The following is a 15,611-nucleotide window of genomic DNA, read 5'->3' on the forward strand; positions in this document are numbered from 1 at the left end:
GCCGATGCCGGCTTCCCGGCGATGGTTCGTAACCGGTCTACTGTGCGAAAGGGGCCGTGAATTCCGCGCGACTGGCGCGCTGCGCCGCTGCGGGCCGGCTGCGGGCCATCATGAACAGCGAGCGGAACGACGCGGTTGCCCGCGCCGTTCCGCTCGTTCCGCCGAAGCGCTTACAGGTCGAAGCCGAAGCCTGCACCGGCGCTGGACTCACCGCGACTGAAGCTGGCGCCCAGCGAGAACGAGCCGTGGTCGCCGACGCGCTTGCCATAGCCGATCGATACCGCGCCCTGGCCACCTTGCGCGCCCATGCCGATCGCGAGGCGTCCATTCGGGCCGCTGCCGTTGGATGCATTGACCGCCATCTGGGTCATCGCGGCACCCATCGCACCGACCTGGCTGATGCGCTTGTCGGTCTGCGCAAAGCGCCTGCCGACCTCCTGCTGGTACTGGGTGAAGCTGTCGTTCCAGGTCGCGAACCTGCTGTCGGTGTACGACTTCGAGGAGTTCAGCGTCTGCGCGGCGGTGGTATCGGCATAGGTTTCGGATGTGGCGAGGGTGGCGGCATCGCCGGCATCCATCTGCCGCTTGTTCACCGCGTCCATCGGATCGACACCGTCGGCCATGTTCTTCACCTGGGTGCCATCCGCCCCGGCCAGGGTTGCCGTCGCCTTGGCTGCGTCGTCGTACTCGACTGCCAGCGCACTGCCGCTGCCGGTGCCATCCACGCCCGGTTCCCCCTGCGGACCGGCGGGGCCTTGCGGACCCTGCGGCCCCTGCGGACCGGCCGGACCGGCCGGACCCTGGGAGCCGGAGCCGACTTCGATGTTGTCGATCTGGTCGTGCAGACCGGTGAGTTGCGTGTCCACCGCCGCGAACGCCGAGGCCACATCGCTGAAGCTGCTGCCCTGGACGACGAAGGTCGGCGCGGTGAATACACCGCCGGTGAACGTGGCGCCGCCGCCGAACCAGTCCACGACCGAACGCAACTGCCGCACGTTGACGGCGTCGAAGTCCTCGGCTCCATCGCCCATGTGGGTGATTTGCTGCTCGCTGCCGGCGCTGCCGACGGAGATGGTGTGTTCGCGGTCGGCCACCGCACCAAAGCCGATGGCCGTGCTCTGCGTGGCATTGGCCGTGGCATTGATGCCGAACGCGGCGCTGGCCTCGGCGTTCGCATTGCTGACCAGCCCGAAGGCGACGCTGTTGTCACCGACGGCGTTGTTGAAACGGCCGAAGGCGCTGGCGTAATTGCCGGCCGTGTTCATGTCGCCGAAGGCCATGCCGGACGTGCCGCTGACGGTGTTGTTGATGCCGAAGGCCTGGGCATACATGCCGGTGGCCGTGTTGTTGTTGCCGACGGCCGTACTGAAGTCTGCCGAAGCGGTATTCCTGGTGCCCAGGGCGCTGCTCTGCCTGCCACTTGCGAGATTGTTCACGCCTGCCGCGATGGCATCCGTGCCGGTGGCCCCGTCATTGTTGTAATTGCCGGCGCTGCCATCGGCGGAATTGACGCTGAAGAAGTGCACTGGCGTGCCGCCGCCGCTGACCCCGGCAATGGCCGTGTTCAACTGGCCCAGGTTGACCGCGTCGGTTGCCTCGGTGCCGGCGGCGACATGGATGATCTGGTGTTCCACGCCAATCTGGCCCACGCTGACCGCGTAGTCGCGATCGGCGACGGCCTGGTAGCCGATGGCGGTGCTGCCGATGTTCCGTGCTTCGGACCCGAAGCCGAACGCGCTGGCGTAATCGGCGCCGGCAATATTGCCATTGCCGAACGCGCTGCTGTAGGCGCCATCCGCACGTACGCCGGCACCCACCGCGACGGCACTTTCCCCGACGGCGATCGCGCCCCGGCTGTAGGCGTCGTTGGCGCCATCGCCATCGGTGTCGACGTCGGGCGTGGGCGTGCCTTCGGCGACGAAGAACGTGGACAGCGCCAGGCTACCCCGGCCGGTGGCCGTGCCGTGCGAGCCCAGCACCGTGCTGCTCGCGCCCATGGCGGTATTGGCCTGTCCCATCGCCACGCTCTTGTCGCCGCGCGCCCACACCGCGCCGCCCACGGCGACCGACCAGATTCCGCCGGCGACGGCACCCTCGGTACTGGCCACACAGTCGACGGTCGGACAACCCGGGTTGCCGGCGGCATCCAGATCCAGATCCATTTCGCCATTGCCATTGAAATCGAACCAGCTCGACACCGACAAGCTCCCCATGCCGAAAGCAGAACCGCCGGCACCGAATGCCGTACTGTCGGCTGTCCATGTCGTATTGCGATAGCCGAACACGCTGCTGCGCGGGGCATTGGCCGTGTTGCCGGTGCCGAATGAGCTGCTGGACGCGCCGCCGGCATAGTTGCCGTTGCCGAACGCGCTGCTGTCGGCGCCGTAGGCCTTGTTGTTGTAACCGTAGCCGTTGGCCCTGTCCCCCTGCACTTCGTTGACGATGCCGAAGGCGTTGGCATTCGTGCCCTCGACTTTGCTGTTGAGGCCGAAGACGTTGTTGCCGAGCCCTTCGACATGGTTGCCGCCGCCGAAGGCGTAGTTGCTGGAGCCCAGGACCGCATTGCCGAAGCCGAAGGCGCTGCTGTTCGGCTCAACGCTGTTGCCGACGCCAAAGGCGAGGGCGTCGGCGCCGGCGACGTTGTGGCTGCCGATGGCCATGCTGTTCTGTCCCTCGGCGCTGTTGTCCACGCCGATCGCGACGCTGTAGTTTCCCTTCGCCGCCACGCTGGCGCCCAGCGCGACCGCGCTGCTGCCAGCGGTGTAGGCCGTCTCGCTGGACGACTCATTGATGCCGTCCAGGTCCAGGTCCAGGTCGATGTCTTCGACGCCATTGCCGTTGGCGTCGTACCACCCCGCCAGTGCCGTGCTGCCAGTGCCCGCCGTGGTGGCGCGGAAGCCCAGCGCGCTGCTGGCATTGGCCGTGGCCAGGTTTCGATAGCCCAGGGCGCTGCCATGTTCGCCCTCGACCCGGTTGCTGAAGCCGAACGCGCTGCTCTCCAGCGCGGTGGCCTGGTTGAAGCCGCCGAACGCACTGCTCCATTGCCCCTGGGCGAAATTCCCCACGCCAAAGGCGCTGCCTTCGTATCCGGATGCGATGTTGTAACTGCCGAACGTGCTGCTATCGATCCCGCTGGCCATGTTCGAATGGCCGAAGGCACTCGTGGCGGAGGCGCAGGTTGCGTTGTCGGTGCCGCCCTCGTTTCCCTGGTCGGTCGAGGCTCCGGTCGGATTGCCGGCAGTGTCGACACAAGCCGGATCGGCGGCGAAGGCAGGAGTGGACAGCGCTGCCAACAAGGCCAGCGACAGGATGGAAGCCGCCGGCAGGCGATGGCGACGCGCAATGTGGCGATGCATGGTTTTCCCCTCTGGTGTCCCGGCGGACTGCCGGTCTGATTGATCTATGCGAAACTCCGCCTCGAAAGCGGACACGCTTGGGGAAAAACACCATGCAGGCGACATCACAGCAGCCCGAGGTCACTGTGTTGCTCACCCGTGCCCGCGCGGGAGACAGCGCGGCGCTGGGCCAGGCCTATTCGGCGGTCTACGATGAACTCAAGCGCGCTGCGCGGTCGCAACTTCGGCGCATGCGCGACGACTTCCAGACCACCGCGCTGGTGCACGAGGCCTACCTCAAGCTGGGTGGCGCGCAGATGGCGGCGGCGAACCGCAACCATCTGCTGGCGCTTTCCGCGCGGGCGATGCGGCAAGTGCTGGTGGACAACGCGCGCGCCCGCAAGGCGGACAAGCGCGGCGGCGGACAGGACGCGCTGACCCTGAGCGCCGCGCTGGGCAAGGGCGAACAGGCCGCGGTCGAGGTGCTGGCGCTGGACGAACTGCTGTCGTCCCTGTCCCAGCTCGACGAACGCGCCGCGCAGATCGTCGAATTGCGTTACTTCGGCGGCTATTCCGAGGTCGAGGTCGCCGCGATGCTGGACATCAGCGATCGCACCCTGCGTCGTGACTGGCGCCGGGCGCGCGCCTTCCTGCTGGCGGAAATGCAGGCGTGAGCGAGACGCAGCGGCGCCAGCGTGCGCTGGCCATCTTCGACGAAGTGGCTGACTTGGCCGGGGCAGGGCGCGAGGCCCGCCTGTCCGAATTGTGCGGCGACGACGTCGCCCTCCGCGCCCAGGTGCAGGCATTGCTCGATGCGGACGCCGCGGAAGGCGAACCCTTCGGCGGCGACGCGGCGGCGTGGGGCCATGCGCTTGCCCAGGACGCGGGCGACCCGCCACAGGACCCGGCCATCGGGCGCAGCATCGGCGTCTGGCGCATCGTCGAGGTGATCGGCCACGGCGGCATGGGCGCGGTGTATGCCGTGCAGCGCGACGACGGGGCCTATGCGCAGCAGGCTGCGCTCAAGCTGATCCGCGCCAGCGCCGATTCGACGGTGGCACGCGAACGCTTCCTGCGCGAGCGCCAGATCCTGGCCGGGCTGCGGCATTCAAACATCGCCACCTTGCTGGACGGTGGGATCAGCGCGGGGGGCGAACCCTACTTCGTGATGGAACGCATCGACGGCGCGCCGATCGACTGCTGGTGCGACGCGGGGAATCTCGGCTTGCGCGAACGCGTGGTGTTGTTCCTGCAAGTCCTCGACGCGGTGGGTTATGCGCACCGCAACCTTGTCGTGCATCGCGACCTGAAGCCATCCAACCTGCTGGTGGACGCGGACGGGCGGGTCAAGTTGCTGGACTTCGGCATCGCCAAGCAGCTCGAAGGCGCCGACGCGACCGCGACCCTCGACCGCGCGCTCACTTTCGAATACGCCTCGCCCGAACAACTGCATGACGCGCCGATCACCACGGCCACCGACCTGTGGCAACTGGGCGTGGTACTGCATCGCCTGCTGGCCGGCACGCACCCGTTCGGGCTGACCCGCGACACTCCGGTGGCCAGCCAGCTGCGCCAGCTGGCACGCGAGCCCGAACCGCTCACGCGCGCGGCAGCGAACGCATCCGCCGAACAGGCTGCATTGCGCGGCGGGCTCACTCCCGCCTTGCTGTCGCGTGCGCTGCGCGGCAGCCTGGCCGATATCGTGCAGGCCTGCCTGCGCCGTGATCCGGAAGCCCGTTACGCGTCCGCCGACGCCATGGGACGCGATCTTCGCGCCTGGCTGGACGACCGCCCGATCGCGGCCATGCGTCTGTCGCGCAGTGAACGTGCAAGATTGTGGCTGCGCCGCAATCGCCTGCTGGCCGTATCGATCGCGGCGATAGCCGTCGCCTTGTTTGCCGGAACCGGCGTGGCGCTGTGGCAGGCGCACGTGGCGCGAGTGCAGGCGAACATCGCGCAACGCGAAAGCGCGAACGCGAACGCGGCAATGCAGTTCCTCACCGAGATATTCGCGGCCGCCTCGCCCGAAAAATCGCTGAAGGCGGACGTGAGCGTGCGGCAACTGCTCGACCATGCGCGCACCGAACTGGACCGGCATGGCGGCGTCGATCCCAAGGTGCGGCAACCGGTGCAGCGCATGCTCGGACGCCTCTACTTCTCGCTTGATGACCCCAAGCGGGCGGCGGAAATGCTGCAAGCCGGAACGAAGGGCGCGCAACCGCGCGATCGCACCGATGCGCTGGTGCTGGCCGACGATCTGGTGATCGAATCCCGGGCGCTCGAATCGCTGGAACGATTCCCGGAAACCCTGGCCGCGGCTGACCAGGCGGTCGCGCTGCGCAGGCAGTTCGCCCCGGAAGACGCCGAGCAGCAATTGCGCTCTCTCGCCAACATCACCATCGCCCACGTGCAGAAATATGGCCTTCCTGCCTGCCGCAGGCAGGCCGACGAAGCGCTGGCCCTGGCCATGCGCATGCCAGACCCGCCGGCTGACGTGGTGCTGCACGTGTATGCGCTGATCGCCGCCGGCGCACGCTTCGCCGATGATCGCGCGCGCCTGCTGCAGGCCAGCGACGAGGGCATCGCGTTCGCCGACCGGCGCGGCATGCCGCCGGAGTCCCCGCTGCGCATCGAGCTCATCCGCAACCGGGCGGAGGCGCTGATCCTGCTGGGGCAATATCCACAGGCCGAGGCCGCCGCCCGTCAGGCCATCGCCATGGCGGAAACGACCGGCAGCAGCGGTGATACGCGTACCGGCATCCTGTATTCCGTGTTGTCCCATGCACTGTCCGGCCAGGGACGCTATCGCGAAGCGCTGGCGATGCAGGGACACGTCCAGCAGCACATGCCGCGCAGCGACACCGGACCGCGCAACAATGCCGCCATCGCGAGCAACCTGGCCTCGTTGCAATACGCAGTCGGCGATTACGTCAACGGCCTGGCTTCCGCGCGGCTGGCCATGGCCGAATTGGGCAGGGGGGCCGAGGAAGCCGGTGACCTGCGCCGCCCGCCTGTGGAAGTGAAGTACGCCCAGCAATTGCTGGCAAACGGCCGAACCGCGGACGCGAATGCGGAGCTGGCGGCACTGCTTCAACGCGTGCGTCGATCCGAGGGTGAGGACTCGGAGAACTATGCGCTGGTGCTGGAAGCCATGGTGGAGGCCGCACTGCGATCGGGCGACGCCGCGAACGGCCAGAAACTGCTGGACGAGACCCGCGCGCGCTACACGAAGCGTGGCCTGCCGCCGACCCACGCCAGGTTCGCGCAGTTCCTGCGTTACGACGCCGCGTTCGCGCGCATGCGCGGCGACCTGGTCTCGGCCGAGGCCAGGCAACGCGAAGCGCTGCAGCGGTTGCAGGTGAACGGCAATCCTTTCGACATCGCCGCCGCCCGCGCCGAGCTGGCGCAGATCCGCTTCGAACGTGGTGACAGGGCGGAACCACGCAACTTGCTGGCGCAGGCGCTGCCGGTGCTGCGTGAATCCGTCCTGCCGCAGGAAACCAGCCGCGCCGCGGCGGAAGCACTCGCCAGGAAACTGGCAATGTGACACTCCGCGACGGCAGCGACTTAGCGCGGCCGCTGGAATACCTGGAACGACAAGTCACGATTCCACGGCAACCACGCCGTGATCCACGGGCTGTTGATGATGAATGCCTGGCCTTCGGCGTAGCTGTCGCCGAGCGGGCCTGTCCAGAGCATGCAGCTGCCGCCGCTCGCCTCGACGGTAAAGGCATAGTCACCGGACAGCAGCAGCCGCGGCCGCTCGAATTCGATCATGCGCATGCCTTGCGTGCCGTTGATCGACGCCCACGAATCCAGCGCATAGCCGGGAACGTCCTGCGACATCAGCGCGTGCCCGGACGGCACGCCGTTGCTCAGGCTCTGGATCGTCACGTGGACCACGATGACCTCCGGCGCCGACGTGCAATTGAGCGGCAGCATCAGGTGGGTGACGACGCCGGTCTCGTGCAGGCTGAAGCCCTGGGCGAATTTCTGTTCCGCGACCCCCAGCCGTCCGACGGGGAAAGCACTGGCATTGAGGTCTTGCGCCACCTGCTCCGCCGCCAGTTCCGGCGGCGTCTGCGACAGAACCGGGCCAACGGCAGTGACAAGCAACAGGGTCGCGAGTGAACGGCAGCATTTGCGCATGGGTTTCTCCGTATCGGGAATGAAGAACAACAAGGTTTCCTGCAGGGCGTTCGCATGACTGATGCCTTGCCGCCGGCACCCACGGCCAAAGCGGTTGTCCATGGTGGATCGCGGCCGGCTTCTTCCTGTCTAGCGGGAAATCCTTTCGAAAGCGGACACGACGCTGCCATGTCGGCGCGATGCGCACGGACGTGATGCGGCCCATGCGCCGGGCCGATCGGCCGCAAACCTGCGCCAAGACGTGCCAGCTGCCAGGCGGATCGACCGCGATGACCCGCTGGTGATGGGGCCACCGTGCCTGAAGGCGCGGATCCGCGATCGCGGGAGGGCCCGTGGGGCAGGGGCGGGCGATGCTGCCGCCGGAGCGGCGACGGGAAGTGCCCGCTTCGCAGGCGGGGCGGGTGCGTCAGGCCCGCCGGGCTCCCTCTTCAGCCCCAGCTTGACGCCGGCATGGCACCGGGCGCGAACATGCCCTGCGGCCCGAAGTGGAACATGCGCGAGCGGTCACGTGCGTAGTCGAGGCCCTTGTTCGCCAGCACGGACCGGTTCAGGTCTTCGTACCATCGCTGCACCGTCGTGGCGTCGGTCAGCAGCAGGATTCTCCAGTCGGGGAAAGCGACCGTGATCGGCTCGTCGCCGTGCCAGGCGAATTGCGCCTCCGCGCCATGCTGCACCATGTCGGTGCCGATCAGCTGGTTCAGCGAGACGCGGATGCGTTCGAATTCCATGTTGGTGAGCAGCGGGGTGAAGTTCCTGACGCCGTGGAGCTGGCCTTCGTGGCGCCGGTTGTCGGTCTCGTTGCCGCGGACGATCACGTCCTTGAGGTCGTAGTCACCGTGGATGTAGACCCAGCCCTTGCCGGCATGGTTCAGCTGCAGGCAGCCGTAGTGGCGGGAGGCGGGGTCGACGTCGACACGCCAGCGCCACTCCGCCGAGCAGTGAGCCACGCGACCCACGCCCCAGCTGGCCCAGCTTTCCGGGCGCTGCGGATCACCCGCGGCCGGCATGTTTTCCGCCAGATAATGCATGCCGTCGTGCCAGGCATCCATCGCCTTGTGCAGCTTGGCCGGCTTGTATGCCCCGGGATGCATGCCCGGATGCACCACCAGTCCGGCGATGACGTACTCCTGCCTCACCATGCGGCCACCCACCGAACGCACGACCGCCGGCGGGTTGAGGTCGGCGGTCTTGGCCTTGATCAGGGCCGGCTTGGGATAGTAGCCGGGCACGCAGACGTAGCGCAGCGAATCCTCGTTGGTGTGGCGCACCAGCAGGATGACGTTGCGATCCCGCGCCACCATCAGGAACTTCCGAAGATCAGTGCCCCGCATGCCGATGCCGATACCCATGTCCGCTGCTCCCGTGCCGTATGGATGCCCAAAAGTGTGCTTGCTTCGAGACGCCGTGGCTCCGGCCCGGCCGTTGTCCGGCGTAGAGCCAACAGCGCGCCATGCCGCGCGCGCCAAGGCCCGCAGGGGCCTTTATCCGGAGCCGCCGGGCACTCGCTGCACGCGCTTGCGGTAGGCGTGGACGTTGTCGCCGCGGATGCGCGAGTCACGCGTGCCCTTCACCTCGTCGATCTTCTGTTCCGAGCCGGTCACCGGTTTGGCCACCACGGCCGTCTCGTGTTCGAAGTCGTGTGACTTGTCGGTATTGCGGTAATACCGGTACAGGGTCCAGTACAGGCCCGCTGCCCCGGCCGGCCCCAGTGTCAGCAGCCACAGTCCACTGTCGTCGCTCATGACGAATGCCCCAGGATGAAGAGTGCGATGGCTTCGAGAAAGCCGCCGACGGTGAGCGCAGCCGTGAGCAGCTTCCACTGCTGCACCGGGACGCTGCCCATGGTTTCGCCGGTGCGGCCGTTCACCGCGATGTAGTGCAGCATGCCGCCGTTGGGGCCGGGCTGGTGATAGGAATACAGCCATACCGGCAGGTACATCGACACCCAGCGCGTGCCATGCACGCTGAGCTGTTCCTGCTCCCAGCGCACCCCCCGATCGTAGCGGGCCACCGACTTCTCGACCTGGGCGCGGGCGATCGACAGCAGCTCGTCTTCCAGCTGCGGGCGCAGCTTTTCCACATCCATGTCGCGCTTTTCCGAGGTGATGCCGGTGAGGTAGGACGCGTTCCACTTCACCGCGTTCTTGGTGTCGAACGGAAGGATCGTGTTGATGATGTTGTTGGTATTGGTGCGCGTGTCCAGGTTGCCGCGCCGGGCGGAGGATTCCAGCGGCAGGTCGTCCACAGTGAAATCCACGTGGCGGTCAAGGCTGTAGACATCGGCGTCGTAGTAGGTCTTCTTGTCGCGGGTGTACTCGCGCGTCTTGATCTCGCCCTGGCCGGCGACGCTGGCGCTGACGTTGCCGTCCACGATCATGTAGGGCAGGTAGACGGCGACGACGTTCTCCGGCGTGAACTCTTCCTTGAACGCCTTCAGTGCGAACAACCGCCGCTTGTCGACGAACTGGCGGATGCGCGCGACCGCGTCGTCCTTCCTGATGTGGAAAGGCAGCACTGCATCGGGCACCGCGCCGTTCGGCACCTGCTCGTTGACGCCGAACACGTGGCGGCACCAGTGGCAACGCGCGGTCATCGCGCTGGCGGTATTGACCGTGACCTCGGCGCCGCAGCCGGGGCACTTGAAGGTCATCAGGCTGGCGGTGTCGGCCTTGATGTCGCGCGCGCCGGAAGCGATCACCGTGCCCTGCAACCGGTCGATGCCCTCGCCCAGGCCGAAGGCCTCCTCGACGCCCTCGCCATGCCATTCGTGACGGCAGTACATGCAGATCAGCAGGTCGGTGCCGGGCCGTTGCCGGATCTCGGTCGAGCCGCATTTCGGACAACGGTTGAGGCCGTCCTTGAGCTCGTCGGCGGCCGTGTCGATGGCGGTCGGATCGGGCGCCTGCAACTCGTCGCGGATTGGCGGGGGCAGGGAGGCCGGATCGATCGGAAAGCTGCCGCGTGGCGGCGGCACATCCTGCGGCGAACCGGGGCCGGTAGGCGGCGGCCCCGGTGGCAGCGGGGGAATGGTGGTGTTCATGGTGTGAGCGCCGTTCGCCGCTTACAGGCCGAGGGCCTTGGCCTTTGCCGCGTCGTAATCGGCCTGGGAGATCAGGCCGAGGTCGAGCATCTCCTTGGCCTTCTTCAGCTTGGCGATCGGGTCGTCGGCCGCCGGTGCGGCTGGCGCCACCGGCTGCTGCAAACCACCGATGCCACCCATCATGCCCGACGCCATGCCGATGCCCATCATGCCCGCCGCGCCGCCGTTCTCGCCGGCCGCCTGCATGCCGGCGGCGACGCTGGCCTGCAAGTTGGAATTGCCGCGGGCGCCGGAAAGCGCATCGGCGCGCTGCACCGTCTTCAGCAGTTCGCGGGTGTTCGCGTCGTACTCGATGGAGACGATGGCGGTCTTGACGATGGCCAGGCCGCGATCGGACTTCCACTGGTAGGCGCTTTCCACCGCATCGGACAGGCTCTTGGCGAAGCCCAGCGAATCCTGCTGCAGCTTGGTGATGCGGTGTTCCTTGTTGCCGTCGTTCGAGTACAGGCTGAAAGCCGGGGCGAGCGAACCCACCACCTCGTTGAACAGCTGGCTGGCCGCGGCGTTGTCGATGTCGGTGAAATCGAACACCTTGCCCGGCTGCAGATACGAGGCCGGCACGAAGTTCTTCACGAACAGGATCGGGTCGACGATCTTCAGCGTGTACGAGCCGCGCGTCACCGCGCCGACCTGGGTGTTGAGGAAGGCGTCGTCCCAGTAGATTTCCGATTGCGTGCCGAAGCGGTTGTCCGGCAGCTCCTTCAGCGAGACGAAGAACGCCGCCTGCTGCGAGCCCGGCTGGCCGCCGAACTTGAAGCGCTCCCAGCTCTGCTTGACCAGCGCATCGACGAAGCCGCCGCCGGTGAAGATCGAGGTCGAGTTGAGGTCGTCCGATTTCCACTCGTAGCCGCCCGGCTCGGCGGCGAAGCCGGTGATCTTGCCGTCCTGGAACAGCAGCAGGCCGTAGCCCTCGGGCACGACGATCTTCGAACCGTTGGTGATGATGTTCGACGAACCGTGCGTGTTCGAACCGCGCCCGGCATTGCTGCCCTGAGGCACCGCCGCGAACAGCGCCGCCGTTGACGGCAGGCCGTCCGGAATCGTGTAGAAATCCTTCCACTGATCGGCCAGCGTGCCGCCGATCGATCCCGCCACTGCCTGAAAAAGACCCATGACTTTCCCCTTGGATTCGTGGCCGGGCAGGACACCCGCCATGCCCGCCGAACTATACCCTGCGAGGCGGGGTGCGCGAACTGTCGCACGCGAGGGCGGGTTTGCCGGCCGCGTCGGTACGCCCCGTACTTTTTGCGCTATCCTCGATCGGATTCCGGGGGGAATGGATGTCCATGGAACGCAGACCGACCGTCGCCACCTTCATCTGCACTGCCGCTACGACGGCAGCAAGACAGATGCTGGAGCGACATCACATGCTCGCCGATCGCAACAGGCTTTCCCTGCGAATCCGTTCGTCACCACCGGCTGCTTTTCGCCGGCATCGAAGTCATGAAGCTTGCAGCTTCATGACCTTGCATTTCGATCCCCTCGCACGAGTCGGGAACGAACATGTCGACTACGGGTGACAGGTGACTTCGATTCCACGTTCCCTACCGCGCAGTGCCGCGGGAATGGGGAACTCGACTTGTGCATGTGACAGAAGCATCCGACTCGGGCCCGGTTTTCCGGTGCCTCTTTTGATCGGCCACCAAGGGAGTTGATGGGCATGCCTTCACAACCGGTTATCGACACACTGCTTGCAGCTTATGGCTGGACGGGCAAACCTGCCGCCCACATCGTCAACATGCCTGGCTACCCTCTGGCCGACATTGCCAACAAGACCACCCTTTGGCACAACTTGAACGCCAATCTGTGGCGTTATGCGCGAGCCAACAACTGGGTCTGGATAGATACGGCCGGAAACAACGGCTCGACCTCGCATAGCGGCCCCATCGCTCCGGGCAAGCCCCCGGCGATAGCCGGAGCCGGCACCGGCGGCATACCGTTGCTGGACGGTACCAACCTGGCGAAGTCCTGCAATTGCGGAATCTTCAACACCGTGGCGCGGCAGCTCGCCTGGCACATCCTGGGGTTCAAGGACAACGAGGTGCTGAATGCGTCCACCGACAAGACCTTCGTCACGCTTCCCGGATCATCCACGTTCGACGCGGCCTGGATGGGCAATGTCCGCACAGTGACGCAGGACTTCGCCGCGATCCAGGCGCTGAAATTCACCAATCACTCCTTCAGCAAGGGGCCCGATGGAAACTTTACCGACGCCACCTGCAACGTCCCCAGCTTCGCCAACAAGACCGACATCATGTGGTTCGACCTCAAGCGCGCGAAGAGCACGCTGCTGGTCGAAAACTCGGGCCAGGCCGGCTGGCTGGTGGTTGACACGGTCTATAGCCATCATGGTCAACTGCCGGCCGGAGGCCCGCCTTACTACCTGATTGCCTCCGCGCAGCTGAAGGCAAAGAAGGGATTGTTCCCGCTGGGAGGCCCCGGACTGACACAGGCGGCGATCAACGCCGTGCCGGACCAATGCGCCACCTGCGTCGCATGGCCGAACTGGTGGCTGCTGAGCGCCAACGATCTTCCCGTCGAATTCAAGAACTGGGCGCGCTACTTCCTGCCGATACCGGGATACAGCTCAGGATATTAGGGGCGACATCGGTGACCATGTTGCCGGCCTTGCAGTGGCATTGCATGGTGTGGGCAAGGTGCTGGCGAGGCTGTACGCAAAGCAGGGTCGTGAATTTGATCGAACCCCGTTGTTCACGCGCGGCAGGTCCGTGCCCTGCCGGGCAATCCGGGAAAAATGGGTGACCATGCAGCGTTGGTCGATCACCGCAGCCGTTACCAGCCTTGCAACTACCGGACCCGGCGAAACGCCAGGCAAAAAGTGGCGGCAACCGCATGCCGGGCTGGATAAGGAGTGATGGGATCAGGGAAAGAAATTCATCTGCTTTTGTACGGAACCCGCGCGCTGCCGGATGAGGAGTGTGATTACCAGAGAGCTGACGCAGTAACAAACCTTACAGTGACACAAACAGGGAAAACCAATGCAATTGATACGATGGAGTTTGGCAATGTTGTTGCTGGCTGGCCTGACCGGCTGCCAGTCGTCGTTGATGGTGAAGTCGGGAGGGGCGGATCCCAAGCCCGAGCCGGGCAAGGCTTTGGTAGTGTTCATGCGGCCGTCGTCGCTCGGTGGCGCGATCCAGTCCTCGGTGTACGACACCCGGGATAAGCAGGACAAGTTCATCGGCATCGTCTCCAGCAAGACCAAGATCGCCTATCAGGCCGAACCTGGTGAGCACCTGTTCATGGTGATCGCGGAAAACGCGGACTTCATGGTCGCGCATCTGGACGCCGGGAAGACCTACTACACACTGGTGAGCCCGCGCATTGGAGTGTGGAAGGCGCGTTTCTCACTGCTCCCGATCCACAATCAGGCAGGTGCGAAGTACAGCACGCAGTCGTCCGATTTCCGCGAATGGATGGCCAAGACCGCATGGGTCAGTGTCACGCCCGCCGCCGAAGCGTGGTATCGCGAGCATGCGGCGGACATCACCGAAAAGAAGCTCGACTACATGCGCCGATGGAACACGGCCGATGCCGAGCAGCGGGCTGAATTGACGTTGCCGGCCTCAGACGGCATCTAGCCCCGTCGACGGTCCGCTCGGCGGACTGAGATGAAGAACGGCACCGTATCGCTACGGTGCCGTTCTTTTTTTGGTGTCACGGGACAAGGCGCTTCGCTGTCATGAGGCGACTCCGGCCCCGCCGGAATGACAAACGTCAGAGCGCCTCGAAAATCCCCGCTGCGCCCATGCCGGTACCGATGCACATGGTCACCATGCCGTACTTCTGCTTGCGCCGACGCATGCCGTGTACCAGCGTGGCGATGCGCACTGCACCGGTGGCGCCAAGCGGATGGCCGAGCGCGATGGCGCCGCCCAGCGGGTTGACCTTGCTCGGGTCCAGCTTGAGGTCGCCCATCACCGCCAATGCCTGGGCGGCAAAAGCCTCGTTGAGCTCGATCCAGTCCAGCTGATCCTGGGTGATGCCGGTCTGGGCGAGTGCCTTGGGAATCGCTTCCTTCGGGCCGATGCCCATCACTTCCGGCGGCACGCCGGCGACGGAGAAGCCGACGAAGCGGGCCAGCGGCTGCAGGTTGTATTCCTTGATGGCCTTTTCGCTGGCGAGCATCACGGCGCCGGCACCGTCGGACATCTGGCTGGAGTTGCCGGCGGTGACGGTGCCGCCGAACTGGCCGTTGCGGAACACGGTCTTCAGCTTGGCCAGCACTTCCATCGTGGTGCCGGCGCGCGGGCCTTCGTCGGCGCTGATGGTGCGGCTGTCGGTGACGATCTGGCGGGTGGCGAGGTCGGGGTAGTGATCGTCCAGCGCGAACGGGCTGATCTCGTCGTCGAATTCGCCGGCAGCCTGGGCGGCCAGCGCACGGCGGTGGCTCTCGACGGCGAACGCGTCCTGCTGCTCGCGGCTGACCTTCCACTGCTTGGCCACGTTTTCGGCGGTGATGCCCATGCCGTAGGCGATGCCGATGTTTTCATCCTGGAAGATCGCAGGGTTCATCGCGATCTTGTGGCCCATCATCGGCACCATGCTCATGCTCTCGGTGCCGCCGGCGAGCATCAGGTCGTCCAGGCCCAGGCGGATGCGATCGGCCGCCATCGCCACGGCCTGCAGGCCGGACGAGCAGAAGCGGTTGATGGTGACGCCGGGCACGGTGTGGGGCAGGCCGGCCAGCAGCACGCCGATGCGCGCCACGTTCATGCCTTGCTCGGCCTCGGGCATGGCGCAGCCGATGATGGCGTCGCCGATGCGGTGCGGGTCGATGCCCGGGTATTGCGCCATCACGCTGCGGATCACGTGGGCGAGCATGTCGTCCGGGCGGGTGTTGCGGAATACGCCGCGCGGCGCCTTGCCGACCGGGGTACGGGTGGCGGCGACGATGTAGGCGTCCTGGATTTGTTTGGTCATGACGGAACTCCAAAAGGGTGAGAAAAGAGTGGAGAGGAGTGAGAAGTGAAAGAAAGCCTGGGCTTCGACTCTCACTCCTCACT

The 15,611-nt window shown here is 66.0% G+C and carries 11 protein-coding genes; 4 read left to right on the forward strand and 7 right to left on the reverse strand.

The features are described from left to right. Nucleotides 1-170: 170 nt before the first annotated feature. Nucleotides 171-3,356, reverse strand: coding sequence for a YadA-like family protein (locus tag UU7_RS12510; RefSeq protein ID WP_007808835.1), 3,186 nt, complete (start codon nucleotides 3,354-3,356; stop codon nucleotides 171-173). A 92-nt stretch (nucleotides 3,357-3,448) separates the two neighbouring features. On the opposite strand from UU7_RS12510, the gene UU7_RS18675 reads away from it, so the two are divergent. Both UU7_RS18675 and UU7_RS17440 read left to right on the forward strand, forming a co-directional pair. Next, nucleotides 3,449-4,009, forward strand: coding sequence for an ECF-type sigma factor (locus UU7_RS18675; RefSeq protein WP_007808836.1), 561 nt, complete (start codon nucleotides 3,449-3,451; stop codon nucleotides 4,007-4,009). Then, entirely contained in the window at nucleotides 4,006-6,882 is a 2,877-nt protein-coding gene (locus tag UU7_RS17440; RefSeq protein ID WP_007808837.1) for a serine/threonine-protein kinase, read from the forward strand. The genes UU7_RS18675 and UU7_RS17440 overlap by 4 nt, the downstream gene beginning before the upstream one ends. Before the next feature lie 20 nt (nucleotides 6,883-6,902). Here UU7_RS17440 and UU7_RS12525 read toward each other — a convergent pair whose 3' ends face one another. The 5 genes from UU7_RS12525 to UU7_RS12545 all read right to left on the reverse strand — a co-directional run bounded on the left by UU7_RS12525 (nucleotide 6,903) and on the right by UU7_RS12545 (nucleotide 11,697). Next, nucleotides 6,903-7,586 (reverse strand): hypothetical protein, encoded by a 684-nt coding sequence (locus UU7_RS12525; RefSeq protein ID WP_007808838.1) that lies wholly within the window; start codon nucleotides 7,584-7,586, stop codon nucleotides 6,903-6,905. Between the two features lie 326 nt (nucleotides 7,587-7,912). After that, nucleotides 7,913-8,833 carry a hypothetical protein gene (locus tag UU7_RS12530; RefSeq protein ID WP_007808839.1) on the reverse strand — a complete coding sequence of 307 codons (921 nt, stop codon included), beginning with the start codon at nucleotides 8,831-8,833 and terminating at the stop codon, nucleotides 7,913-7,915. Between the two features lie 132 nt (nucleotides 8,834-8,965). Then, entirely contained in the window at nucleotides 8,966-9,226 is a 261-nt protein-coding gene (locus tag UU7_RS12535; RefSeq protein WP_007808840.1) for a hypothetical protein, read from the reverse strand. Beyond that, on the reverse strand, nucleotides 9,223-10,524 hold the full coding sequence (locus tag UU7_RS12540) for a hypothetical protein (RefSeq protein ID WP_007808842.1): 1,302 nt from the start codon (nucleotides 10,522-10,524) through the stop codon (nucleotides 9,223-9,225). The genes UU7_RS12535 and UU7_RS12540 overlap by 4 nt, the downstream gene beginning before the upstream one ends. 21 nt (nucleotides 10,525-10,545) lie before the next feature. Then, nucleotides 10,546-11,697 carry an SPFH domain-containing protein gene (locus UU7_RS12545; protein ID WP_007808844.1) on the reverse strand — a complete coding sequence of 384 codons (1,152 nt, stop codon included), beginning with the start codon at nucleotides 11,695-11,697 and terminating at the stop codon, nucleotides 10,546-10,548. Nucleotides 11,698-12,244: 547 nt separating this feature from the next. Here UU7_RS12545 and UU7_RS12550 point away from each other — a divergent pair. Continuing rightward, nucleotides 12,245-13,183, forward strand: coding sequence for a hypothetical protein (locus tag UU7_RS12550; protein WP_157582233.1), 939 nt, complete (start codon nucleotides 12,245-12,247; stop codon nucleotides 13,181-13,183). 427 nt (nucleotides 13,184-13,610) lie between these two features. Beyond that, the gene (locus UU7_RS12555) at nucleotides 13,611-14,186 is read left to right on the forward strand and encodes a hypothetical protein (RefSeq protein ID WP_007808850.1); all 576 of its coding nucleotides are present in this window, start codon (nucleotides 13,611-13,613) and stop codon (nucleotides 14,184-14,186) included. A gap of 136 nt (nucleotides 14,187-14,322) precedes the next feature. Here the strand turns inward: UU7_RS12555 and UU7_RS12560 are convergent, their stop codons facing one another. Beyond that, nucleotides 14,323-15,528: an acetyl-CoA C-acyltransferase gene (locus UU7_RS12560; RefSeq protein ID WP_007808852.1), complete on the reverse strand. Its 1,206-nt coding sequence runs from the start codon at nucleotides 15,526-15,528 to the stop codon at nucleotides 14,323-14,325. Nucleotides 15,529-15,611: the final 83 nt, after the last annotated feature.

This window comes from Rhodanobacter spathiphylli B39 (genome assembly GCF_000264295.1).
Taxonomy (GTDB): Bacteria; Pseudomonadota; Gammaproteobacteria; order Xanthomonadales; family Rhodanobacteraceae; genus Rhodanobacter; species Rhodanobacter spathiphylli.

Coding starts and splice junctions, on each gene's coding strand:
- UU7_RS12510 (WP_007808835.1), bottom strand. CDS start 3,356: ATGCATCGCCACATTGCGCGTCGCCATCGCCTGCCGGCGGCTTCCATC.
- UU7_RS18675 (WP_007808836.1), top strand. CDS start 3,449: ATGCAGGCGACATCACAGCAGCCCGAGGTCACTGTGTTGCTCACCCGT.
- UU7_RS12525 (WP_007808838.1), bottom strand. CDS start 7,586: ATGGACAACCGCTTTGGCCGTGGGTGCCGGCGGCAAGGCATCAGTCAT.
- UU7_RS12530 (WP_007808839.1), bottom strand. CDS start 8,833: ATGGGTATCGGCATCGGCATGCGGGGCACTGATCTTCGGAAGTTCCTG.
- UU7_RS12535 (WP_007808840.1), bottom strand. CDS start 9,226: ATGAGCGACGACAGTGGACTGTGGCTGCTGACACTGGGGCCGGCCGGG.
- UU7_RS12540 (WP_007808842.1), bottom strand. CDS start 10,524: ATGAACACCACCATTCCCCCGCTGCCACCGGGGCCGCCGCCTACCGGC.
- UU7_RS12545 (WP_007808844.1), bottom strand. CDS start 11,697: ATGGGTCTTTTTCAGGCAGTGGCGGGATCGATCGGCGGCACGCTGGCC.
- UU7_RS12550 (WP_157582233.1), top strand. CDS start 12,245: ATGCCTTCACAACCGGTTATCGACACACTGCTTGCAGCTTATGGCTGG.
- UU7_RS12555 (WP_007808850.1), top strand. CDS start 13,611: ATGTTGTTGCTGGCTGGCCTGACCGGCTGCCAGTCGTCGTTGATGGTG.
- UU7_RS12560 (WP_007808852.1), bottom strand. CDS start 15,528: ATGACCAAACAAATCCAGGACGCCTACATCGTCGCCGCCACCCGTACC.